The 23,067-nt window shown below is 37.9% G+C and carries 23 protein-coding genes and 1 pseudogene; 13 read left to right on the forward strand and 11 right to left on the reverse strand.

Going from position 1 to position 23,067, the window contains the following annotated elements; genetic code table 11:
• Window positions 1-46 precede the first annotated feature (46 nt).
• From A2J09_RS19555 to A2J09_RS19565, 3 genes are all read left to right on the forward strand, one after another.
• Window positions 47-718, forward strand: a complete 672-nt coding sequence (locus A2J09_RS19555) for a response regulator transcription factor (RefSeq protein WP_012292410.1) — start codon at window positions 47-49, stop codon at window positions 716-718.
• Window positions 715-2,088, forward strand: a complete 1,374-nt coding sequence (locus tag A2J09_RS19560; RefSeq protein WP_036160583.1) for a HAMP domain-containing sensor histidine kinase — start codon at window positions 715-717, stop codon at window positions 2,086-2,088. Before A2J09_RS19555 ends, A2J09_RS19560 begins: the two co-directional genes overlap by 4 nt.
• A gap of 73 nt (window positions 2,089-2,161) precedes the next feature.
• Window positions 2,162-2,566, forward strand: a complete 405-nt coding sequence (locus A2J09_RS19565) for a hypothetical protein (RefSeq protein WP_012292412.1) — start codon at window positions 2,162-2,164, stop codon at window positions 2,564-2,566.
• Window positions 2,567-2,618: 52 nt separating this feature from the next.
• Here the strand turns inward: A2J09_RS19565 and A2J09_RS19570 are convergent, their stop codons facing one another.
• Window positions 2,619-4,538 (reverse strand): SEL1-like repeat protein, encoded by a 1,920-nt coding sequence (locus A2J09_RS19570; RefSeq protein WP_231112976.1) that lies wholly within the window; start codon window positions 4,536-4,538, stop codon window positions 2,619-2,621.
• Window positions 4,539-4,704: 166 nt separating this feature from the next.
• Here A2J09_RS19570 and A2J09_RS19575 point away from each other — a divergent pair, with 166 nt between their 5' ends.
• The 4 genes from A2J09_RS19575 (at window position 4,705) to A2J09_RS19590 (ending at window position 8,512) form a co-directional block, all read left to right on the forward strand.
• Window positions 4,705-5,418, forward strand: a complete 714-nt coding sequence (locus A2J09_RS19575; protein ID WP_012292414.1) for a glycosyltransferase family 2 protein — start codon at window positions 4,705-4,707, stop codon at window positions 5,416-5,418.
• An 85-nt stretch (window positions 5,419-5,503) separates the two neighbouring features.
• Window positions 5,504-5,764, forward strand: a complete 261-nt coding sequence (locus A2J09_RS19580; RefSeq protein ID WP_004233098.1) for a metal-sensitive transcriptional regulator — start codon at window positions 5,504-5,506, stop codon at window positions 5,762-5,764.
• A gap of 223 nt (window positions 5,765-5,987) precedes the next feature.
• Window positions 5,988-7,127, forward strand: a complete 1,140-nt coding sequence (locus A2J09_RS19585; RefSeq protein ID WP_036160584.1) for a transglutaminase domain-containing protein — start codon at window positions 5,988-5,990, stop codon at window positions 7,125-7,127.
• 80 nt (window positions 7,128-7,207) lie between these two features.
• Window positions 7,208-8,512 carry a transglutaminase domain-containing protein gene (locus A2J09_RS19590; RefSeq protein ID WP_230584522.1) on the forward strand — a complete coding sequence of 435 codons (1,305 nt, stop codon included), beginning with the start codon at window positions 7,208-7,210 and terminating at the stop codon, window positions 8,510-8,512.
• Window positions 8,513-8,537: 25 nt separating this feature from the next.
• On the opposite strand, the gene A2J09_RS19595 is transcribed toward A2J09_RS19590, so the two are convergent.
• The 7 genes from A2J09_RS19595 to A2J09_RS19625 form a co-directional block, all read right to left on the reverse strand.
• Window positions 8,538-9,485 carry an N-acetylglucosamine kinase gene (locus A2J09_RS19595; RefSeq protein ID WP_036160585.1) on the reverse strand — a complete coding sequence of 316 codons (948 nt, stop codon included), beginning with the start codon at window positions 9,483-9,485 and terminating at the stop codon, window positions 8,538-8,540.
• The gene (argH, locus tag A2J09_RS19600; RefSeq protein ID WP_012292418.1) at window positions 9,482-10,996 is read right to left on the reverse strand and encodes an argininosuccinate lyase; all 1,515 of its coding nucleotides are present in this window, start codon (window positions 10,994-10,996) and stop codon (window positions 9,482-9,484) included. Before argH ends, A2J09_RS19595 begins: the two co-directional genes overlap by 4 nt.
• Window positions 10,997-11,023: 27 nt before the next feature.
• Window positions 11,024-12,745 carry an ABC transporter permease gene (locus A2J09_RS19605; RefSeq protein WP_012292419.1) on the reverse strand — a complete coding sequence of 574 codons (1,722 nt, stop codon included), beginning with the start codon at window positions 12,743-12,745 and terminating at the stop codon, window positions 11,024-11,026.
• Window positions 12,746-12,757: 12 nt separating this feature from the next.
• Window positions 12,758-13,828, reverse strand: a complete 1,071-nt coding sequence (locus A2J09_RS19610; RefSeq protein ID WP_036160587.1) for an ABC transporter ATP-binding protein — start codon at window positions 13,826-13,828, stop codon at window positions 12,758-12,760.
• Between the two features lie 95 nt (window positions 13,829-13,923).
• A complete protein-coding gene (locus A2J09_RS19615; RefSeq protein WP_012292421.1) occupies window positions 13,924-15,030 on the reverse strand; it encodes an extracellular solute-binding protein in 1,107 nt (368 codons plus the stop codon).
• A gap of 199 nt (window positions 15,031-15,229) precedes the next feature.
• The gene (locus A2J09_RS19620; RefSeq protein WP_036160588.1) at window positions 15,230-16,147 is read right to left on the reverse strand and encodes an EamA family transporter; all 918 of its coding nucleotides are present in this window, start codon (window positions 16,145-16,147) and stop codon (window positions 15,230-15,232) included.
• A 15-nt stretch (window positions 16,148-16,162) separates the two neighbouring features.
• Window positions 16,163-16,726, reverse strand: a complete 564-nt coding sequence (locus A2J09_RS19625; protein ID WP_012292423.1) for a GNAT family N-acetyltransferase — start codon at window positions 16,724-16,726, stop codon at window positions 16,163-16,165.
• 145 nt (window positions 16,727-16,871) lie between these two features.
• Here A2J09_RS19625 and A2J09_RS19630 point away from each other — a divergent pair, with 145 nt between their 5' ends.
• The 5 genes from A2J09_RS19630 to A2J09_RS19650 all read left to right on the forward strand — a co-directional run bounded on the left by A2J09_RS19630 (window position 16,872) and on the right by A2J09_RS19650 (window position 20,347).
• Window positions 16,872-17,819 carry a carbohydrate kinase family protein gene (locus A2J09_RS19630; RefSeq protein ID WP_012292424.1) on the forward strand — a complete coding sequence of 316 codons (948 nt, stop codon included), beginning with the start codon at window positions 16,872-16,874 and terminating at the stop codon, window positions 17,817-17,819.
• Between the two features lie 20 nt (window positions 17,820-17,839).
• A complete protein-coding gene (locus A2J09_RS19635; protein ID WP_012292425.1) occupies window positions 17,840-18,271 on the forward strand; it encodes a protein-tyrosine phosphatase family protein in 432 nt (143 codons plus the stop codon).
• A gap of 212 nt (window positions 18,272-18,483) precedes the next feature.
• Window positions 18,484-18,687 (forward strand): PLDc N-terminal domain-containing protein, encoded by a 204-nt coding sequence (locus tag A2J09_RS19640; RefSeq protein WP_012292426.1) that lies wholly within the window; start codon window positions 18,484-18,486, stop codon window positions 18,685-18,687.
• Window positions 18,684-19,568 (forward strand): ABC transporter ATP-binding protein, encoded by an 885-nt coding sequence (locus tag A2J09_RS19645; RefSeq protein ID WP_012292427.1) that lies wholly within the window; start codon window positions 18,684-18,686, stop codon window positions 19,566-19,568. Before A2J09_RS19640 ends, A2J09_RS19645 begins: the two co-directional genes overlap by 4 nt.
• Window positions 19,565-20,347, forward strand: coding sequence for an ABC transporter permease (locus A2J09_RS19650; protein ID WP_012292428.1), 783 nt, complete (start codon window positions 19,565-19,567; stop codon window positions 20,345-20,347). The genes A2J09_RS19645 and A2J09_RS19650 overlap by 4 nt, the downstream gene beginning before the upstream one ends.
• A 205-nt stretch (window positions 20,348-20,552) precedes the next feature.
• Here A2J09_RS19650 and A2J09_RS19655 read toward each other — a convergent pair whose 3' ends face one another.
• Both A2J09_RS19655 and A2J09_RS24695 read right to left on the reverse strand, forming a co-directional pair.
• The gene (locus A2J09_RS19655) at window positions 20,553-20,999 is read right to left on the reverse strand and encodes a GNAT family N-acetyltransferase (protein ID WP_012292429.1); all 447 of its coding nucleotides are present in this window, start codon (window positions 20,997-20,999) and stop codon (window positions 20,553-20,555) included.
• Window positions 21,000-21,153: 154 nt separating this feature from the next.
• Window positions 21,154-21,414, reverse strand: a pseudogene (locus A2J09_RS24695) (MerR family transcriptional regulator); the annotation flags it as partial.
• 159 nt (window positions 21,415-21,573) lie between these two features.
• Between A2J09_RS24695 and A2J09_RS19660 the strand changes: the two are divergent.
• On the forward strand, window positions 21,574-22,278 hold the full coding sequence (locus A2J09_RS19660; protein ID WP_012292431.1) for a CBS domain-containing protein: 705 nt from the start codon (window positions 21,574-21,576) through the stop codon (window positions 22,276-22,278).
• 17 nt (window positions 22,279-22,295) lie between these two features.
• Here A2J09_RS19660 and A2J09_RS19665 read toward each other — a convergent pair whose 3' ends face one another.
• A complete protein-coding gene (locus A2J09_RS19665) occupies window positions 22,296-23,015 on the reverse strand; it encodes a YetF domain-containing protein (protein WP_012292432.1) in 720 nt (239 codons plus the stop codon).
• Window positions 23,016-23,067 lie beyond the last annotated feature (52 nt).

A 23,067-nucleotide genomic window follows, 5' to 3' on the forward strand; every position in this document is an offset into this window, starting at 1 on the left:
CGTTCCAAGTGAGCGGGTTTTTTTCATATTGACTGGAGGTAAGTAGATGAGAATTCTTGTTGTCGATGACGATGTACATATTTTACAGCTAGTAAATATTTATTTAACAAGAGAAGGCTATCAAGTATTACGTGCAGAAAATGCCCAGCAAGCACTAGCATTACTTAACGGGAATTTACCCGATTTAGCAGTTGTAGATGTGATGATGCCAGGAATGGATGGATTCACACTAACCGAAACGTTAACACAAGATTACGATATCCCTGTTTTATTATTAACAGCAAAGGGTGAGCTTGAAGATAAAGAGCGAGGTTTTTTAGCTGGCTCAGATGATTATGTTGTGAAGCCCTTTGAGCCAAAGGAATTATTGTTTCGTATAGCAGCTATATTACGTAGAATGGATAAGAAAAATCAAATCACCATCCAAGTTGGCCAATTAGTCATTGATCGTCGTAGCTTCGAGGTTATTATTGGAGAAGAGACTCTTATCCTACCTTTAAAGGAATTTGAATTACTGGCCTTATTGGCATCACGACCTAATCAAGTATTTACAAGGAGCTATATCATGGAGCAAGTATGGGGCTATGATTATGATGGAGACGAACAAACATTGAATACGCATGTGAAGCGGGTTCGAGAGAGATTAAATCGTTTTGATACGGCTGTGGAAATCATCACGGTACGAGGCGTTGGCTATAAGCTAGAGGCAACGTCATGAAAACTTTATACAGTAAATTTGTAATGACAACATTGCTAGTGATGATTGGGAGCTTGTGTATTGGTTTTTTAGCGACGAATACCTATTATCATCAAGTTGTAAAAGAAAAAAATGATACAAAAAACGTTATTATTGCACAGGGGATTGCGCAATATATTGAGACTGCGAAGCCAGAGGACTTAAATAGTTATTTCATGACACTTGGCGAAATTGGTTATCAAATATATGTAACAACTGGAGAACAAGGAAACTTCTTTGGTGGAGAATATCGTGATAAGACATTATCAGAATCGGTTGTAGAGCATGTTCTAAACGGTGAAGTCTACCATGGTATGCGAGATTTCCCAAAAGAAACTTTTATGACAGGCTTTTTTGCTAATGAGTTGGTTAATACAATCGGTGTGCCATTTACGTATGAAAATAAGTCCTATGCATTGTTCATAAGACCAGATATTCGCTTATTGTTTTCGGAGGTGCATACATTGCTTGGTGGATTAATGCTTGCGATGATAGTACTGAGTTTACTGGCTATGCTGCTATTTGCGAAGGCATTAATTCGTCCCATTACAAAGCTAACAGCGGCGACTCGACAGCTTGCACATGAAAAGTTTGATACCGTTTTAGACATTGATCGTAATGATGAATTAGGCCAATTGGCTACTAGTTTTAATATAATGACAGAAAAATTACAGGAAAATGATCGCGTGCGTAAGGAGTTTATAAGTAATGTATCGCATGATTTTCAATCCCCTTTATTAAATATTCAAGGATATGTTGACTTACTAAAAAATCCTTTACTGAAGGAGAGGGAACGACAGGAGTATGCAGCCATTATCGAATTAGAAACTAAACGCTTATCAACTTTAACGAAGCAATTATTGTTATTAACATCGCTTGACCAATCGACACGAATTGTCAAACGTGAGCGTTACCGATTAGATGAACAGTTAAAGGAAAGCGTACGAAAATATCGCTGGCAAATGGAAGAGGCTCAGCTCCAAATCACATACAAACTGGAGCAGGTTATTTTTAATGGGGATGCAGGACTTCTACAAAATGTCTGGGACAACTTGCTGACAAATGCGATTAAGTACAATATCCAGGGAGGACAAATACATCTATATTTACAGCAAAAACCTGCTTCGCTTGAAATCCTTGTTGAGGATAAGGGAATAGGTATGACTGCAGCTCAATTAGCAAAAGTCTATGACCGTTTTTATCGAGCAGACACTTCTAGAACGAAGCAAGGGACTGGATTGGGGTTAGCGATAGTTAAACAAATCGTAGAGCTACATGGAGGTACTGTGCATATAGAAAGTACAGTCAATGCGGGGACAAAGGTTTATATAAATCTCCCCATTTTGTCATAAGGAGTTCATGTAAAGTTCATGTTCTCCCGATAAACTGCTACTTAGTTGAAACAAACTAAGGGGGAGTTTTCTTATGGAACAGAAGTGGAGCATACGCCTTATTCGATTGGCAGCCATTTTTGCTTTAATCGGGACCTATTTAGGCTCACATATGTCTGGTTCAGGTAGCTACGAATATAGACCGATACATGCCCATATTTTACTTGTTGGTTGGCTGAGTATGTTTGCGTGGGGTATTTTTTATCGAGCTTTTAAAGTCAAATCACAAAAATTAGTGAATATACATGGTTGGACAGCTATTCTTGGCGTTTTTGGCTTAACATTAGGGATGTGGTTTTACAATATCAATCCATTTCATTTTGGCAGCACATTTACTTTAGTGTTCTTTATTGTAGGTGGAACTACATTATTGATTAGCTTTGCTTTGTTCATTGTAGTAACATTTATGATTAAACAACAAGAAGATTTAAAAAATTAAAAAAACCTACCGTGTTACATAAGCTAGTCGTGACGCGGTAGGTTTTTTATGTTTATTGGATATCTTGCAGCGATTTTTTCAGCCATTTTGTAGCTTCTTGATAATCTTGGGCAACACCTTGTCCTTTTTTATAGAGCAGACCGAGTTGGAATTGTGCCTTTTGGTGCCCCTGATTAGCAGCTAATCTATAGAGTTGGGCAGCTTTAGCAAAGTCCTTTGGGACGCCTTGCCCATGAATGTGCATTTGTGCTAATTGGTACTGTGCCTTTATATGCTCTTGTGCCGCAGCTTGCTCAATCCATTTGGCAGCTTCTGTGTAATCCTGTGTAACACCCTTGCCTTTATCAAATAAATTACCAAGCTGATATTGGGCACCAGCATGCCCCTGAATAGCAGCTAAGCGATAGCATCTGCGTGCCTCTTCAAGATCTATAGAAACCCCTAATCCTTGCTCGTATACTAGGCCTAATTGATATTCAGCCTGAATATGCGACTGGTCAGTTGCCGCTCTCCACCATTGTACTGCCTCTGGATAGTTAACCGGAACACCATCTCCTGCAGTTAATAAAAGTCCTAGCTCATATTGAGCATCCACATAGCCCTTTTCAGCCGCAGCCTTCAGATAGGGTAGAGCTTTATCTGGTTGATGAAGTTGATAAACATATAGACGCCCAAGCTCGAAGCCAGCGCTAATATGTCCTTTTTCAGCAGCTAAGAGTAGCCATTTCTCAGCTAACACCATATCCTGTTCTTTTTCATAGAGAAGACCAAGGTAAAATTGTGCATGTAAGTGTCCTTTATGTGCTGCTAGCTTAAACCATTTTAAAGCCTCAAGGTGATCCATAGGTATTCCTTGGCCAGTGTTGTAGAGCATGGCAATTTGAAATTCTGCATTCATATGGTCTTGTAAAGCGGCCATATGAAACCATTTGGCTGCCTCTGTAAAGTTTTGAGGAATGCCACGACCTTTCAGATGCATATAGCCCAGATTATATTGAGCACTTGCATCTCCAGCTAAGGCAGCCATTTCAAAATAAGTGCTGGCCTCCACATAACTTTGTTCTACACCTGTACCATTATGATAAAGAAATCCTAAATTGTTTTGTGCACTGGTATTTCCTTGATCTGCGGCTAAGGTGTACCATTTGGCTGCCTCGAGGAAATTTTGCGACATGCCTAGCCCTTGATTATAAAGAACACCAAGATTGTACTGAGCATCTGCATTCCCTAAATCTGCAGCTATTTGGTAGTGATGGGCGGCTTCTGTATAATTTTGTTCTATACCTTGTCCTAGATGAAAGAGTACGCCGAGACTATAGTGTGCATTGGGATCGTTTTGATCTGCGGCTCGTTCATACCACATTTTCGCAAGCGCATAATCTTTTTTAACCCCTCGACCTTGGTTGTAAAGAGCCCCTAAATTATATTGGGCACTTGCATCTCCATTTTGTGCCGCAATTTCAAACCATTCAGCCGCATGCTTATAAGCATCTGGTGAGTGGTCTCGCTGATATAGGGTGTTATCCAACATCAAATCTTTCTCTTCTGCGACATTCGAATTAAAGCTACGATCATAGCGCTTTATAAACCATTCAACAATATCACTTGTATAATCGAGAACAATTTTAGCCGCCTTTGCCTCCACAAGTTCATTACTAGTATGGCTCGTCATTTTATATACGAGATTCATTAATAGGGAAATCCGTCGAGGATGAATATGAGCTGTAAAACTCCGATTATTTAACAGCATGCGAACATTTTTTAGTTTGGGCGTAGTATGCATTTCCAATTGATAAACCTCATATAAAATTTCCTCTACTACTAGAAGAGATTTCTGTAAAGAAACTTGAGGGTTTGAAATGGCGAAAAAACTAGCTTCCTGTAAATTTTTAGCTAATGCCGCGTACGACAACTGTCTTAACTTGTGACATTGTTCTTCAAGAATTCCGTAGTGTATGACGATAGTGCTCACCCTCTTTCTTGGTACTCTCTTTTTTCATATATCGGAGAAATATCGATATTATTGATATGTTTTCATGGGATTCATCAGTTGAATTGTTGCTGTTACATGATACTATTTGATATAAGGGAAATTCATAAATATGAAGAGCCTGACAGCCTATAGGTGGAGGATAGAAATGAAAAATATTGCAGCTATTATTCCAGCATATAATCCGCAACAATCACTCATTACCTATGTACATCAATTACTAGCAACGACCATTACACAAATTATTATTGTCAATGATGGAAGTGATCAGAAATATAAAGAGATTTTTGAAGATCTAAACAATATAGAAGGATGCCAAGTCCTTCAGCATCGAGACAATATTGGAAAAGGTGGTGCACTAAAAACAGCCTTTACATATATTCGAGAGCAAAAGAGAATATTTCATGGGGTACTCACAGTAGGGGCACATGGTCAGCATACATTACAAGATGTGAAGCTTGTTTTAACGATGACGAAGGTCTTTTCAGAGGGTATTGTGCTAGGCGTACGAAACTTCCATTCAGTAGATAGTACCTTTCTTTCATATTGGGGAAATCGTGCAACAAGCCTCTTTTTTGAACTGCTATATCACAGGAAATTAATGGATACTCAAACCGGTTTACGTTATATTTCGATGAATGAATTGCCGTGGCTAATGAAGGTGGAAGGTGAACGCTATGATTATGATACAAATATGCTAATTGCTGCACTTAAAAGAAAATGCCCTATTTTCGAGGTAGAGATTGGGCAGTTACGAATAAAAAAGAATTCCATTATTCAGTATGATGAAGTAATTAATGCAAGGTCCATTATAACGAGGATGCTTATGAATTATTTACGACCAAGAAACAATAATAATTAGCGTTTAAAATTAAAATAAAGAGCTAGGATAAAGTATAACAATTACTCAATAGAACGTAGCGAGTATAGAAAGAAGGAGCATATTTATGGAATATTCAGATCAAGTTAAAAATCGTGTAAAACGGATGGAAGGTCAGCTACGTGGTATTTTAAAGATGATGGAGGAGGAAAAAGACTGTAAGGCAGTAATTACGCAACTATCAGCCGTTCGCTCAGCTGTAGACCGAACAGTTGGTGTGATTGTTAGTACAAATTTATTGGAATGTGTGCAAAATGCTGAAGGAGATGGCGAAAAGATGAACGAGGCCATTCAGGAAGCGGTTAACTTAGTAGTGAAAAGTCGTTAATCATCGTAAAACTCACTGGAATGTAGTGAGTTTTATTTTTTTACAATTTAATAGTTATAATCGACGCCTATATTCTATTTTTAGGTAATTATTATTATAAGGTTAATCTTATTTTTATAGTTGAAGGTCTTAGTTGGGGAACTTGTCTCATAGCCTAGTAGTCACTTTCTTTGTTATGCTAATAATAACGATAGCGATAGCGTAAAGGGAAGGTGATAGTGTTATGAAGAAATGGTTATTATGTGGCGCTACTTTACTCATGTTAAGCCCTAATGCTGCTTATGCACAGCAAAGGGAAACTACTTCCGTAATAAATCCTGTTATAGCAAATTCAACAGTAACAACCTGGGAGCAGTTTACAAAAGAACTAATAAAGAAAATTAATAGTTTTGAGACAGATATAAATATTACATATACTGGGCCGATGAGCGATTTCAAAAAAGAGATTATGGAAGCCTTAGATCAAGCTAAAAAGCAGACTGTATATGCAAGTGGACATATGGAAAGCATTAAAATTTCGGCAGATTCTGTAGGGAACGTATCCTATAAAATAAAGTATCTGACAAATCAAACACAAGAAGCAGCTGTACAAAAAAAGATTGGTCAAGTACTGAAAAATATTATAAAACCGTCTATGACTGAATTTGATAAAGTAAAAGCCATTAATGATTATATTGTATCGAATACTAGTTATGGGACTAAAACAAAAGCAAGCCCCCATAGTGCCTATGCATTGCTATTTGAAGGACAAGCTGTTTGCCAAGGTTATGCCTTAGCTGCACAGGCAATGTTATCACAGAGTGGAATTGAAACAAAATATGTGGTGGGATTTGTAAATGGAAATGAAGCCCATGCTTGGAACTTGGTAAAAGTAGATGGTAAATGGTATCATTTGGATACAACATGGAATGATCCACTACCAAATCGCATTGGTGCTGCATCATATGATTACTTTTTAGTGACTGATGAAGTGCTTAAGAAGGATCATTCTTGGATTCAGACAGATTATCCTGCTGCCTCAAGCACTAAATATAACTTTATGCAAAATGTTCATTTTGCGTATCCATTAAATAATGTCGTCTATTTTAGTAATACGGCTGATCACGATAAATTATATAAGCTAGAAATGGCAACTGGTAAAAAAACAAAAGTGTTGGATAAACGAGCGTTGTATATTACTGGAATGGGCCAAAATCTATATTACAGTGATTATAGTAACAGCGGTTATTTAACAAAGCTAAATCTGAAAACATTAAAGGCTGAAGTATTGGTTAAACAGCCAGTAACGAATCTAAAGATTAGTGACAATTATTTAATCTATAACATGAATGCTAAAGAGCATAAACTTAAATTAAATCAATAACAATTATTAACAGGCATAAAAGGACTTTGAACGGGTTCTTTGTGCTTGTTTTTGTATATAATGAAAGAAGAAGGTTGGAGGTGAGGAGTTTGTGGAAGAAATTAGCTATTATTGTGATAATCATTATTTTCATTGACCCCATTTATACGGCTGGTAAAGCAGTTGTCCGGCAGGTGGCGGACTGGACAAATAATGATGAAATAGAAACAATGCTTCTTTCAACAAAGGACAAAATCGTTGATGTTACTGCTAGACTTTCAGACAATGCCTCAATAGAAACGGCCATACCTATAGAAGACATGCATGATATGGAGGTAGCACCTACTGCTCAAGCAATTCAGAAGCCAGAGACGAAGTTAGTTGTGACAAACGTTAAGGAAATGACTGATGCAATGTATGCGTATTATAGTAGTTTCTCACCGAAATTTGAAATTCAATATAAAGGGAATACACAACGAATTGAACAAATTGTAGAAGAGGCCTATAACAATGCAATCGAACGAGATGATTATGTGTATGGCCATATTAGTAAACATTCAATTCGTTTTGAATATGGAAGAAACCAGGCAACAATATTTGGGGAGCAAAGCTATTTAATGACGCCAGAACAAGCTGCCTACGTCGAGATGAATGTCCAAGAGATCATCGCCAAAATCAGTAATAAATCTATGTCAGACGTAGAAAAGGTACGAGCTGTTAATGACTACATTGTGGCGAATACGGCCTATACCGATCAAACGAATTCTAGTCCCCATAGTGCCTATACTGTTCTTGCAGAGCAGGGAGGGGTTTGTCAGGGCTATGCATTACTTGCTCACTCCATGTTACAAAAGCTTGGGATTGAGACTAAATATATTGTAGGATATGTAGGTCAAGAAGGACATGCGTGGAATTTAGTGAAGTTAGGTGGTCAATGGTATCACCTCGATACGACCTGGAATGATCCAGTCCCAGATCGTAAGGGTGCGATTCGTTACCAATACTTTTTAGTGGATGACCGCACAATGGCAAAAGATCACTCATGGATTGCTGAAGATTATCCAAAAGCAACGAGCACACTTTATAGCTACTATCATGATATAGACTTCCCAGCACAGGTTGACGATCAATTATATTTTAGCAACATCTCTGATGACAATAAGCTATATGTGCTTGATATGAAGACAGGTAAGACGAAACGAGTAACAAATTCACGTGTACAATACGTCGTTTATGCAGATGGATGGCTCTATTATAGTAATTATTCCCGAGGCGCTTATTTAACAAAGATTCGTCCAGATGGTAGCGGGGAACAGCCCCTAAACCGCGAAGAGACAAAGGATTTATTTGTGAAAGATGGCTATCTTTATTTCACAACGAATGAGTTAAAGAAAATGGCCCTATAAATGGGGACATAAAAAAGGGCAGGACTTATAAACAGTCAGAGGCCCTTTTTGTTCGTTCAATTAAATAAGCAATTGGTGGCTGCTCACAAAGAGAAATGGAAACCTGCGGATAGGTTAATGCTAAAATATCTGTAAATGTTTTTAAAATAAGTGGATTATGCTTGATGGCACCTCCATTACAATATAGAGGAAACAGTCCATTCTGATAGCCTACTTTTTTTAAGACGGCTTTTGCTAAAAAAGCTAATTCTTGAGCTGCCTGTCGGGATATATGAATGGCACAAGCATCCTGTTGTTCAACGGCTTGAGCAACAAATGATCCCATTTTGGCTAACTGTGCATTTGTATAGGATGGATGAAATAACCATTCAGCCAGCTCGGTTACATTTTGTATACCTAAAGAATGAAAGACAGCCTCCTTTAAAATGGTTGTCTCACCTCGACCATCCTCCATTTTAAAGATGGCTCTTACCACCTCTTGCCCTAGCCAAAAACCGCTACCTTCATCCCCAGCTCGGTGTCCCCATCCACCAGCACGAACCATTTGCTGTCCATCATAGGCGTAAGCAATAGCTCCTGTTCCAGCAATAAGTAATGCACCTGCCTGTCCAGCGGTCACCCCAAGTAGTGTGGCTTCAGCGTCATTTTCAATAATAAGATTAGCAATAGAAAGCTGTGTGGCTGATAGGGCATTTTGAATAATGGCTGTAACCATTTCCTTGTCTTTTGGTGAATCAATACCAGCTAAGGCAAAGGTAGCTACAGCAATTTGAGAGCCGGCATGTTTTTGTAAAAAAGTATCTACCTTTGCTAAAAGCTCTTGTAATATTGCTGTAGCTGCTTCCATACCAATGGCTTGATAATTGGAGCCCTTTGTTGAAGCTGAATATTCCATAATACCAGTTTCTGCGTGAACGACTGCACATGCCGTTTTTGTCGCACCGCCATCAATAACTAGAAGCCATTTCATCATTGGCTCCATTCCTCAAGAAAGACTGTTAATTCTTTCTCCGCTTCAATAATGGAGTTTTCCTTTAATTGAATCCATTCATAAAGATTTTTCGTATTCATTTTTGCCTGTTCAAGTGCCGCTTTCATTGTGGCTGGAGCTGGACCACCTGGTAGTGTACGAACACCAACAAAAGATTCTGGTTGTAAGGTTTTATAAAAGTCCTCTTCTGAAATATTTAATTCTTTTCCTGTAATTAATTTAGATTGCGTATTAACGAGTCCCCATGTAAGGCTTGCTAGTGATTCCTCACTATGTGCAAGTAATACTTTAATACACTTACTAACAATGCTATGTGCTTGGCGGAAGGAAATATCCTCTGAACGTACTAATGTATCAGCCAGCTCGGTAACATTAGCAAAGCTATTCTCTGCACGATTTCTTAATTTTTTTTTGTTCACATCCATTGTGACAACAAGTGAGCCAAATAATTTATAAATCCCAACTAAGCGGTCGATGGCACGCCATAAATAGGGTTGCATATCATCCTCAGTATCTACAATATCTCCAAACGGTGTATTATGTACCATCTGTAACACAGTGCTTGCATCTCCAACAACAGCCGATAGTAATGAACGGGTATGCTCAATTGAAACAGGGTTACGCTTTTGGGGCATAATAGAGCTTATTTGAACATATGGACTTGCGAGTGTGAAGGCATTGAACTCCTGGGTAGCCCATAATAAAAAATCTTGTGAGGTACGACCAAGGTTGAGTGCCGCAAGCTGTACAATACTTGCTGCTTCAGCAATATAGTCAGCCCCTGCCACTGCATCCCACGCATTTTCGATAATATCGTCGAATGCCAACAAATCGCGCATTCGTTCTCGGTTTATATTAAACCCTGTTGTAGTTAAGGCTGCAGCCCCCATACTGCTACGGTTAACAGTTTTATAGACGTGCTGCATGCGCTCAAAATCTCGTTCAAGCTGGTCGATGACAGCCTTTAAATAATGGGCAAAGGTTGTAGGCTGAGCCTGCTGCGTATGTGTGTAGCCAATCATAATAGTATCTACATGCTCTTCAGCTGCAGCGATTAAATCATCTCGCAATGTTAGTAACTCTCGCATTAATAGCAGCAATTTTTGTCTGAGTGTCATACGATAAATGGCGATGCCCATATCATTACGACTTCGTCCAATATGAAGATTTCCAGCAACATCACCAGCAAGCTCTATTAATTTATTTTCAATGCGGAAAAATAAATCTTCGTATTGGGGGCTATAATCTTCTAAACGATAATAATTTAAATCTATTTTCTTTAGTGCTGCCCCAATCTGTTTCGCTTCCTCTTTTTTAACAAGTCCTTGTTCCTCTAACATTTTTAAATGAGCTATATTGATTTGCAGCATAATAGTTAGAAAATTTTTCTTTGCCTCTTCATAAGCTGGCTGTAACACAATTTTCCGATAGATGTTAGAAGGGAAAATCATCCCATCTTCCTGCTGCGTTTTGTTGCGAAAATCTTCAAACATTATCATGGCCTCCTAATAGATTAGCAGTTAAATAGCTGTACCAGCACTGCCTTTTGATAGTTTTTCAGAAATAATAAGGACAACTAAAATTAAGCAAATTTGTAAAACACCATAGGCACAGGCGGTCCCAAATTTAAATGCATACAATTTTTGAAATATAGCAACAGACAATGGAATAGTAGATGTACTGTATATAAGGATGGATGCAACAAATTCACCAAAGCTTTGTACTAGGGCTAATAGTGTCCCCGCTAATATTCCGGTGAATGTTAATGGTACGACGATACGTCTAAATGTATACCACCAATTGGCTCCTAATCCCCGTGATGCCTCTTCAATTGACGGATCCAGTTGTACAAGAGAGGCAGATGTTGACCGAAAAACAAGTGGCAAATGTCGGATGAAATAGGCTAATGGCAAAATCCAAAATGTACCGATTAATACTTGATTAAAGGCAAAGATGTTTTCCGTGCTAAAGGCGGCGATTAAATTGACTGCCACAACTGTCCCTGGTAAAGCCCAAGGTACCATTATTAACATATCGAGCAATGTCTTTCCTTTAAAATTTAAACGGACCATCGCATAAGCGGCGGCAACACCAAAGATAATATTGCCAAATGTTGCGACGATACCCATCTGTATAGAATTCCAAATAGGTCGCCATGTACGCTCATCGGTAAAAAGGGCCATGTAATGATCCATTGTATAGTCTGTAGGGAGTATTTGAGTCTTCCATGCCCCATCAACAGAAAAGGATATTAATATCAGCACTAATATTGGTAAAATCAAAATCAAAGTGCCGATAAAGGAGGCAATAGTTGCCGCTATTTTTATTTTCTTGGAGGATACCTCCGAGCGGTGGACACTGATCCCTTTACTGAGATTTTGATAATTTCTGCGATTTTGATACCAACGCATTATAATTAAAAATGTAATAGAGACAAATGACAGTATCATCGACTGAGTTGCGGCCATCTCAAGATTGCCATTAGTGCGCGATAAGTAGATTTGCATGGTCATAGTTCGTTCCACACCAAACATTAAGGGTGCTGTGTAAGAGGCCATGGATATCATAAACACTAATAAGGAGGAGGCAACAATGGAAGGGGTCAGCATGGGTAAAATAACCTTTGTCCACACGCGAATACGCCCTGCACCTAAACTAGTTGCAGCTTCCTCAAGAGCAGGGTCTAGCCCCTTGATGGCAGCTGATGCGGTTAAATAAAAATAAGTATACATGGTGAAAGTATGAACAACGATGACTCCCCAAATGCCTTTCAATGAAAAAGGTACATGATCTAAGCCGAATAAATGCTGAAAGATTCGAGGGAAAATACCACTATCTCCGTATAAAAAGGAAAAGGATAGCACACCGACTAGGGGGGGGAGTGCCATAGGGACCAATACTAAAATGGCAAGTATTCGTCTCCCAGGGAAGTTATAGCGTTCAAGTAAAAAAGCCATAGTTACCCCAACGATAGCGCAGCATAGGACGCTAATAATAGAAATATAAATACTGGTCCACAAAGCCTCTAAATTTGCTGGGCTTGCTAAATTGAAAAATTTTTTATAGTGAAGGAACCGTTCATCCCCAGCAAAGCTTTGAGTAAATGTTTGATAGAAGGGATAGACGACATAGGCGAACAACACTAAAAATAATGGCGATATTAATACATAGATAAACCAATTGGAATGAAAAATTCGTGTCCGTATACTTTCTTGAGAAGCATTGGCAGTTTGCTTTTTCATATTGGCTTCCTCCTATTCCCCTAAAAAATACAGCGAGTCATGTGAAATAGTAATGGTAATATCCTCGCCAATCTTTTTTATTTGGTCATAAGAATTAATAAGCATTACTTTAAGGGAAAAGGCGTTACAATCTACAATATAATTGACGCTAATGCCTGTGAATTCAACAAAGGTTATTTTTCCTGTTAATGTATTATCCCCAGTCCCTAAATGAATAGATTCTGGACGAATTGAAATAAATACTTTGTCTCCAATCATATGCGTTAATGCTGGAGAGCTCTGTTGCTTTCGCCCAGTAAAAATATGTCCATTTGCTGTTTTCACCTGTAGTTCTTCGTCTTCCATTGCTTCTATTGTGCCTTCAATTAAATTGGTTTCGCCAATAAAGTTAGCTACAAAGCGATCTACAGGTCGGTGATATATTTCCTGAGGAGTCCCAATTTGCTTGATATAGCCGTTTTCCATGACCATGATTCGGTCAGACATCGCCATGGCCTCCATTTGATCATGGGTAACATAAATCGTCGTGACACCAAGCTCAGATTGAATGCGTTTGATTTCAATACGTGTTTCCTCACGTAATTTTGCATCTAGATTGGATAATGGTTCATCAAGTAATAAAATATCTGGCTCAATGACTAGTGCTCGAGCCAAAGCTACCCGCTGCTGTTGCCCACCAGAAAGCTCATTTATTTTTCTGTTTCCGTAATTTGACAGTTTTACTTGTCCTCTAATTCGATCAACCTTGTGCTGGATCTCTGCTTTAGAAAATTTACGAACCTGTAAACCAAATGCGATGTTTTCATCAACAGTCATATGGGGGAAAAGGGCATAGTTTTGAAATACCATACCGATATTGCGTTTATTGGGCTGAAGCCGAGTGACATCTTGTTCATCAAATAGAATCTTACCTTTAGTAGGATAATAAAAACCAGCAATCATTCTTAATGTAGTGGTCTTGCCACAGCCGCTAGGGCCGAGAAAAGTGAAGAATTCACCAGCTTTTATTTCGAGATCTACATCTTTCACACCATACAACTGACCAAATTGCTTCGAGACATTTTCGATTGTGACTCTTTTCAATAAAAAGCTCCTCTCTAACAAAGGATTCATAGCTATATAGGGGATGAGATTGTAGATGAAAATCCACTAAAAAAGCTGGATTTTCACCCGAATACTTATTTACCACGGCCTTTAATATTGTTATCCCAGTATTCCATCCATTCAGTCTCTTTGTCAGACATTTGCTGCCAGTCTATATCGAATGTTTTTAAATCTAATTCTTGATACCACTCAGGCATGGAGGCCTTATCGATATCAGATCGTGTAGGAATTTGATAATAATCATTTGCTAATTGTGTCACCATCTCTTTTTCAAATAAAAATTCGACAAATAGTTTGGCATTCTCTAGATTTTTCGCATGGTTGACAACTGCAACACCATCTACCAAAATAGGTGCTCCGCTTTTTGGATAAATATAATCAAAGGGATAATCAGTTGTGTATTTTTTTAATAAAATATCTTGTAGATTCCACAAGGAGACACTGCCTTCTTGTCGTGTTAGCTTTAAGTACAGAGCATTAGGATCTTGCGTATATTCCTTCGTATTAGCATCTAATTTTAATAGCCATTCATAGCCTTTATCAGGTGAGTGGGCATCTTGTCGTACAATCATTGAAGAATATATGGTGCGCATTGTACCTGAAGCTAGCACGCCCCGAATTAAAATTTGATCCTTCCATTTAGAATCCAGGAGGTCATCCCAATCCTGTGGTCCATCTTCCTTTGTCAATAAATCACTATTGATCATAATGACCTCTGGTAGCAGCATCTCTCCAAACCAGCGGCCTTCTACATCTTTATGTGTAGCATCAAGAGAGTCGATAAAGCTAGGCTGCCAGGCATGTAATAAGTCTTCATTTGCCCCAACGATAAGGGCTGATTGTGTGCCACCCCACCAAAAGTCAGCTTGAGGATTAGCCTTTTCGCCACGTAAACGCTCTAAAATTTGCTGGGCTCCCATTGTTAGAAACTCTACTTCAATGTCTGGATATTTTTTATTAAACTGGTCGATTACATTTTGCACCATTTCTTCGTCACGCCCTGTGTAAATAACAAGCTTACCGGATGGCGTTGTTGCCGCTACTTCTGTTTTGTCGCCATCTGTCGTTTTATCGTTATTGGCAGCATCATTTGTAGTTTTTTGGTCATCATTCCCGCTACATGCGGCTAAAGCAAACAATATAAACACAAGGAAAAAACTAAGAATATGTGTTTTTTTCATCCACTTCCCCTTTCTTAAAGTAAGGTACTTACATAGTGCAGTATAATACGAAGGGGTAACTTTAATGTTAGAATTTTTAAAAAATTACTTTTTCCTTTATCATAACGAAGTGCCAATCCATTAGCAACGGGATTTCAGTAACATTCAAAAAAACTCCTTAAAAAGGAATACTTCCATTTTTAAGGAGTTGTCTAGCTGTTTAAGTTTGTACATCCAATAAGCTATCATTTTGTCGCCTTTGTGCAATAATTGTCGGCAATAACATACCAACTATTACTAGAACAATCCCCATAATTTGCAATGCAGTTAAAGGTTCATGTAGGACAATAACGGAAACGGTAACCGCAACAGGTAATTCGATCGCGCTTAAGATGGACGCGAGTGCACCACCAATTTTCGGAATGGCAATGGAGAATAAGTATATAGGTAAAATGATACCGAATAAACCGAGGGCTAATCCGAACTTCCATAAGCCTTCCATAAACAATTTGCCGTTCCAAATCACTTCTGGACTTAAGAAAATACTAATCATCATAAGGGCTACAAAGGAAACAATTAATACCCTTGATGTGGTTGTAACACCTTCTACTGGTCGAGAGTTGAATTGAATGAAGCAGGCAAAGGTAACGGCAGCAGCAAAGCCGAATAACCACCCTTGGAGAGGGATTCCACTTAAATCAACATTTAAAACCCCGGCAGCTAAAATCGTTCCTACAAATAAGATGATGATAGAAATTACTTCAGGTCGACTTGGTAATCTTTTATGTAGAGCACAATCAATTAACAAACCAATCCATGTAAATTGGAACAGCATTACTACCGCAAGAGAAGCGGGTAAATATTTGAGAGATTCTCCGTACACTATACCTGTGGTCCCGGTAAAAATACCAGCGAATAATAATATAAATATGCCTTTTTTAGATGGCTTAGGTAGTTTTCTATCTGTCAACATAAACATAACTAAAACGAGTATAAAGCCAATAATATATTGGCTCGATACAGCCTCAGCAGATGTAAAGCCATGCTGCATCGCTACTTTGACAATAGTCGACAAAATTCCGTAGCTACTAGAGGCAATGACAATCAAAAGAGGATAAATTAAATTTGTTTTCTTCAATACAATCTTCACTTCCTAAAACTGTTTCACCATATGATGAAATGGTTCATCGATAATGGACCATGGTTCAGTTATAACAAAGCCTAAACGTTCATAAAGACGACGAGCATCTTCTTTTTGAATTTCTACATTTAAGGATAACTTTGTATAGCCACGCTGCTTTGTCAGCTCTTCAGCATATTGTAAAAGTAATGTGCCAATGCCTTTACCTCGTGCTTCTGGTGTTACACAAACCGTATCGATATAAGCTTCATCTTCGTGGGCTTCTTGATCGACGATGATGGATGGAGCATTTTTAGCCTCTAACCATTTCACTAGGTTAGCGTCCATAACAATGGCATGTGAGCCGTAATAATAAACGAGAATTCCTAATATTTGCCCATCTTCCGTAGCGACATAGGTATTTAAATAAGAATGTCGATTGTCATCTCGCTGAAAAAGAGTTGTCAGTTCTTGATGAACAGCTTCTGTCGATTGCTCGCCAGTTAAACGATTAGCAATATCACCAATCGCATCAATAATTAAAGGCACAACGGCATGGGCATCTTGTGGTTGCGCTTGTCGAATTGTAATACTCATCTTGAAAATCCCTACCTTTCTATAGGCAAGTATAACAAAGTTAATGGATGACACAAATTTTCGGACATACTCTCAAAAGTTAAACCTTTATAGAATGACAATTTTCGTGTTAATCTATAATGACTAGACTTTCAGGAGGACAATCATGACGAAGCAAGATAAGGATTTTATTTTAGTCTATGGAGATGCATTTATTGACTATATTGCTGATGATGTAACAAATACATCATTTACAAAATATATGGGTGGTGCAACAGTGAATGTTGCAGCAGGTATTAGCCGAATTGGGGCGCCTTCTGCCTTAATTACAATTACAGGGGATGATGAGGGTTCTCAGTTTGTGCGTGATGGGCTTGTAGAGGAAGGTGTTAAGCTGGACTATGCCATATTTGACCCAGCTAAGCGAGTAAGCGGTGTTTATGTGCATTTGACAGAAGCCTGTGAACGAATTTTTAAAGATTATGTGGATGAAACACCTGATTTACAAGTGGAGCCACTACAGTTAAATGAAGCCGCATTTAAACATGCTTCTGCTTTAACGGTATGTTCAGGGACCATGTTCCACCCGACGGCTCTAGCAACAACTCGAGCTGCTGTAGAAATGGCGAAGGACAAAGGTGCAATCATTGCGATGGATGCGAATATTCGTCCATTACGCTGGAGTAGTGAAGAAATTTGTCGAGAAACAATTACGTCGTTTTTTGAGGATGTAGATATTTTAAAAGTAACAGATGATGAGTTATTCTTCCTGACGGAAACGACTAGTTTAGAAGAAGGAATTGAACAATTAAGTAGCTATTTAGTGCCTATTATTTTAGTAACAGTAGGAGAAAATGGCACTTATGCCGTGCTGAATGGAGAGGTCATCCATGTACCAACTGAAAAAGTGATACCTGTGGATACTACTGGTGCAGGGGATGCATTTATGGCAGGGGTATTACGTGATGTTCATTACAATGGCTTACCTACAACAAAAGAAGAGCTTGTTCGCTGTACAAGCTTCGGCAATAAATTAGGAGCATTTGCAGCAACAAAGGCAGGAGCTTTAACGGCTTTACCATATTACGAGGATATTAAGCATTTACTGAAATAATCCTATGGAGTGTGACCAATATGGAAAAAAACTATGATGTTTTAGTAAAGGATCAAATCTTCTTTGGTGGTGCAAAAGATGCAGAGACGGCTTTTGAGCAAGAAGCTGTAGATGTTGTAATAGATGTTCGTGTGCAGGGACTTACTTCAGAAGAGCAAGGGGCCATTTCTTATTCATACAAGCATATGCCAATTGCAGATGAAGAAATTGCGGTAGCATCATCTATTCAGCATGTAGCTAAGGAAATTGCTTCGTCCTATGAGGCAGGACAGAAGGTGTATGTTCACTGTGGAAGTGGCGGTGGTCGTGCTGGTGTAGCAGCTACTGCTGCGCTAATAGAGCTAGGGCTGGCTAATTCCCTAGAGGAAGCGGAGGCAGCGGTCAAAAAGGCTCGTCCACAAGTAACAATTCGTCCTAAAATGGAAGAGGCTCTACAAAAACTTTATAAATAAAGGTAAAGATGTACTGATTAAGGTACATCTTTTTTGTTTTTAAGAGAAACAGCGCGTATAGAAGATAAATAAGAGACTACATTATCCTTTGAAAAATAGCGAGAATATTTAGGAGAGCTGTTTTAGAGTTTGAAAAAAACAACAATTTTGTTCTATACATGTTAGAACAAAATTGTTATAGTTAATGTATAACAACTAATGGGGTGATCTGTATGATGGAGGAATTAGCAAAAGTTCCATGGGCAGTGATAGCACCGCTCATCGTCGTTCAATTAATATTAATGATCGTAGCACTTATTGATTTGCGAAAAACACATGCAACAAATGGACCTAAAATTTTATGGGTATTTATTATTTTATTTACAAATATAATAGGGTCAATTGCGTACTTTATAGTTGGGAGAAAGCAGGCATGACAACATTACTTCAAGTAACTGGTTTGACCAAACGATTTGCAGAGCACAATGTTGTAGATGATGTTCAATTTATGTTAGAGGAAAAGACTTCAACGGCGTTAATAGGGCCAAATGGTGCAGGTAAGACAACCACATTATCCATGTTAACAGGGCTCTTAACACCAACTGCTGGAAGTGTGAAAATGCTAAATGGGGACTTACGTGAAAATATAGGTTTTTTACCCCAATATCCACAGTTTCATCCTTGGCTAAGCGCATTAGAATTTACTGAGATGGCTGCTCGGTTAAATGGTGTATCAGCAAAAAATGCTAAATTAGAAGCGCAAAAAACATTAGAGTTTGTCGGGCTAGGAAATGCCCAACATAAAAAAATAGATACTTTTTCTGGTGGGATGAGGCAACGCCTTGGTATTTCCCAGGCAATTGTGCATAAGCCAAAATTACTGTTATTAGACGAACCTGTTTCAGCATTAGACCCTGTTGGTCGTAGGGAGGTTCTTGATTTATTAAAAGGCTTACAACAAGAGACAACCATTTTATATTCAACGCATATTTTAAACGATGCGGAAGAAATGACGGATCAGTTGTTATTCTTACAAAATGGAAAACTAGTAGAGCAAGGAACATTACGAGAGGTACGACAACGTTTTGATGAGCAAAATTATATAGTTGAGTTCTCTAGTGAGGAAGAGGCAAAGCTTTTTGCAAGCTCGACTGATCATGTAGTAGGCTGTTATGTATATATTGAGATATTGAATGAGGAGCCAACGATGAGGGAGCTGCTCCATCGTTTAAGTAATTGTCCTTATACAATAAGAAAGGTAGAACGACAAACAGCATCGTTGGAAGAAATTTTCATGAAGGTGGCGAAAAAAGCATGAGAGGATTCAATGTACTTCTACAAAAGGAATTTAGAGAGGCATGGCGAAGCTGGAAATTTTTGTGGATACCTCTTGTGTTTGCACTGCTGGGAATGAATGACCCCCTAATAAATTATTATATAATGGATATTTTAAATGCTGTTGGAAATGTGCCAGAAGGCTTTGAAATGTTGATGCCCGAATTAATGCCCGTTGACCTATTACAGGCATCTATAGGACAGTTTCAAACGATAGGGTTATTGGTGATAATGGCTTCTTTTGTGGGGATCATAAGTAAAGAACGTGCAAGTGGTATGGCTACCTTATTATATGTAAGGCCGATTTCCTTTGGAGCCTATTTTATGAGTAAATTTATTGTGATGAGTGCAGTTTGTTTTGTGAGTATTTTAGCAGGCTTTGCAGCAAGTGTGTATTACACTAGTATTCTATATGGAACATTAGAAATTGGACCTTTGCTTGCGAGCTTTTGTACGTATTATGTTTGGTTAATATTTGTAATTGCTGTCACATTAATGATGAGCGCTAGTTTTAAAACGATTATAGCTACTACATGTGCCTTTACGGTTATCTTTGGCGGACAAATAGTCGATATGGTAGTAGGCCTATTCTGGACTATATCCCCTTGGAAGCTAGCAAACTATGGACCTTTACTAGTTCGTGGAACAATGGAGATGTCTGATTACTGGTGGAGTTTAATCATGACATTAGCACTGATAATTCTTTGTATTTGCTTGGGAATCATCATGATGAAAAAAAATGCAGCTATGACTAAAATTTAGAAAATATAGGACGGAAAATCTGGTACGTACTGATTTTTCCGTCCTTTTGTGTTAGAGTATTCCACCATTAATAAGCAGGATAAGCCCAACAAAGAGCATGATCCTAATAACGTTGATAAAGATCATAGAAAAGAGCGTATTTTGAAAAATGATTGATCAAATTTACTTTAAAAAGACTATTAGTCATTATGGTAAATTCATGTGCTTACAAGGAATACTTAGCTAATTGTTCTCCCCAAGATGATAATTCAGTCTCAATAAATCCTGCTCTTTTATAGGCAAATTTTGCTGTAAGATTTTTAGGATCATATCCAATCATAATAAAAGGAATGTTTGCATGATTATTTTTCCTTATCTCTTCTATAACCAGATATATAGCTTGTTTGCCTATACCTTTACCTTGAAATTCTTCGTCAATCATTAGTCTATAAATCCAATAATTATTGTCATCAGGGTCTATTCCAAACATAGTAAATCCTATCATTTTATTATTAAGATAAATACCTTTTGCAAAGAAATTATCTAGAAACTGAACTTCTGCGATAGAATAAAGGTTGGATGCAATAAATGCTTGTTGTTCCTCTTTAACAGATAATCTAATTGCTTCTTCCCAATTACTTTTGTCAATAGGCTTTAAACAAATTTCCTTCAATTTGGTACTCTCCCTTTGAAGGGGAAACACGTAGTTTATGGGCTATTGAAACGCTATCCCCTTGTTTTTATGCCCAATCAAGTATAAATAATTTCTCATCGACAACGCCTCCTTAAAAGTACAGTTAATTACAAATTTATTATATTATATACAATTAAAATATGCCCTCAAGCTCTCTTTCAATGGCTGAAGTGTTCTTTAATACCGAATAGCCCTCTAGAATCCTTTGCTCCACTATAAGAAAAGCAAGTTGTTGATCTATGCTTGCCTCCCACTCCCATGTAGTATTAAGAAGCGCTTGAATTTCCTTATCTCCTTTAATTTGAATCCTAATGTTTAAATTTAATTCATGCTCACTGTAAACCCTATGTCCATCATTTGTCTTACTTGCTGGGAAAAATAGTCCATTTTCTTCGTAATAACGTAACTTTCAAGGGAGAATGTAAAAATAAATGACAGCAAAAACTGCGTTCTTGGAATATTCATAAATTAGGAATATAATGGTTGTGTAACTAAAAATTTGTCAAATAACTCGGAAAATACATAAAGTTACTAAGAAAGAAGGTACTTAAAAGTGGAGACTGAAAATTCCGATCGTTTCCTGACAGCATTTAATCGAATAGACCATAGATTACGAGATATTGTAGGTATAAAGGATTTTACGCCCTTTTATCGACTCATTGATCAAGCGAAGAAAAAAGAGGTATTAGTGAAGAAATACGAAGATGATTTACGGTCATACGCTGATTTGCGAAATGCAATTGTCCATCATCGTACTTCTATTAACTATGTAATTGCAGAACCACATACGGATGTAGTTGAAAGAATTGAATACATAGATGCTACGCTCGCTAAGCCTACTCTTGTCGGGCAAATGTTCAGAAAGAGAGTATTAGTTTTTCAAGAGAATGATTCCCTTAAACATGTGTTAAAGGTTATTCACCAACGAAAATATACGCAGTTTCCCGTTTATTTTAATAAACAATTTAGAGGCCTTATTACAACTGTAGGAATCACGAATTGGCTTGCCTCTAAGATGGGTGGCGACTATTTACCTAAAGGGATTCCTACGTTGCATGATATTTTAATGCATGAGAAAAATAGGGTGAATTACAAATTTGTTAGCAGGTACATAACGATATATCAAGCAGAAGAGATTTTTAAACAAGGTGTGGAAAGGGGTAGGCGTTTTGAGGCATTACTAATCACTGAGCATGGCAAACCACATCAAAAATTAATAGGAATCATTACACCGTTAGATATTGTAAAAATTGATTAAAAAAACGAGACAAGCATTTACGGGCTTGAATGTCTCGCTTTATCTTTTAAGCTAATGTATAATGACCCATTTGTTTGAACTTGTGCAAAAAAGACATCTTCAACGGAATGTACATTTTGTTTTTTCAACTTCTTCATTACCCAGTCCTCTGTTAATTCAAGCTCAACAATGTTTTCCTTGATAAGTTGACCATCTGATATAACCTCTGTAGGCAGATAAGTAGGTGGGGTAACATCTGCCTTAACATCCTGCTTTGTGGCAACTTGTTCGGAAGTTTTTTGCAGGACACTTAGTTTTCCATTTGTTTCAAGTAACGCATAGTGTATATCTTGTACAGAAAAGATGGCTTGCTCACGTAGCATCATTGTCAGCTCGTCCATATGCAAACGGTTTTTCCTTAAGGCAGATTCTAAAATAAGTCCATTTTGTACGACAATGGTAGGTTTGTCATCAATAAGTACACGAGCTTTTTTGGATTTAATCGTAATAATCGTCATTAAGTAGGTTAAGGCGCTCCACCAGACAAGCGATATTATTCCATCTAAAAAGGGTGTTTCCTCCTGTGAGGCAATTTCTGCAGCAATTGATCCAAATGTAATACCAGTAATATAATGGAAAAATGTTAATTGGCCCAATTGCTTCTTTCCAAGAATACGCGCCAAAATAAGTAATATAAAGAATGAAAGTGTTGTTCGAAGAATCATTTCCCAAAAGTTAGCATGAATAAAGCTTTCCATGCATACATCAACTCCTTTTACAGCTGTCGAAACATAGCTTGTGCAAAATAGT

It is taken from the genome of Lysinibacillus sphaericus (assembly GCF_001629735.1).
Lineage (GTDB): Bacteria > Bacillota > Bacilli > Bacillales_A > Planococcaceae > Lysinibacillus > Lysinibacillus pinottii.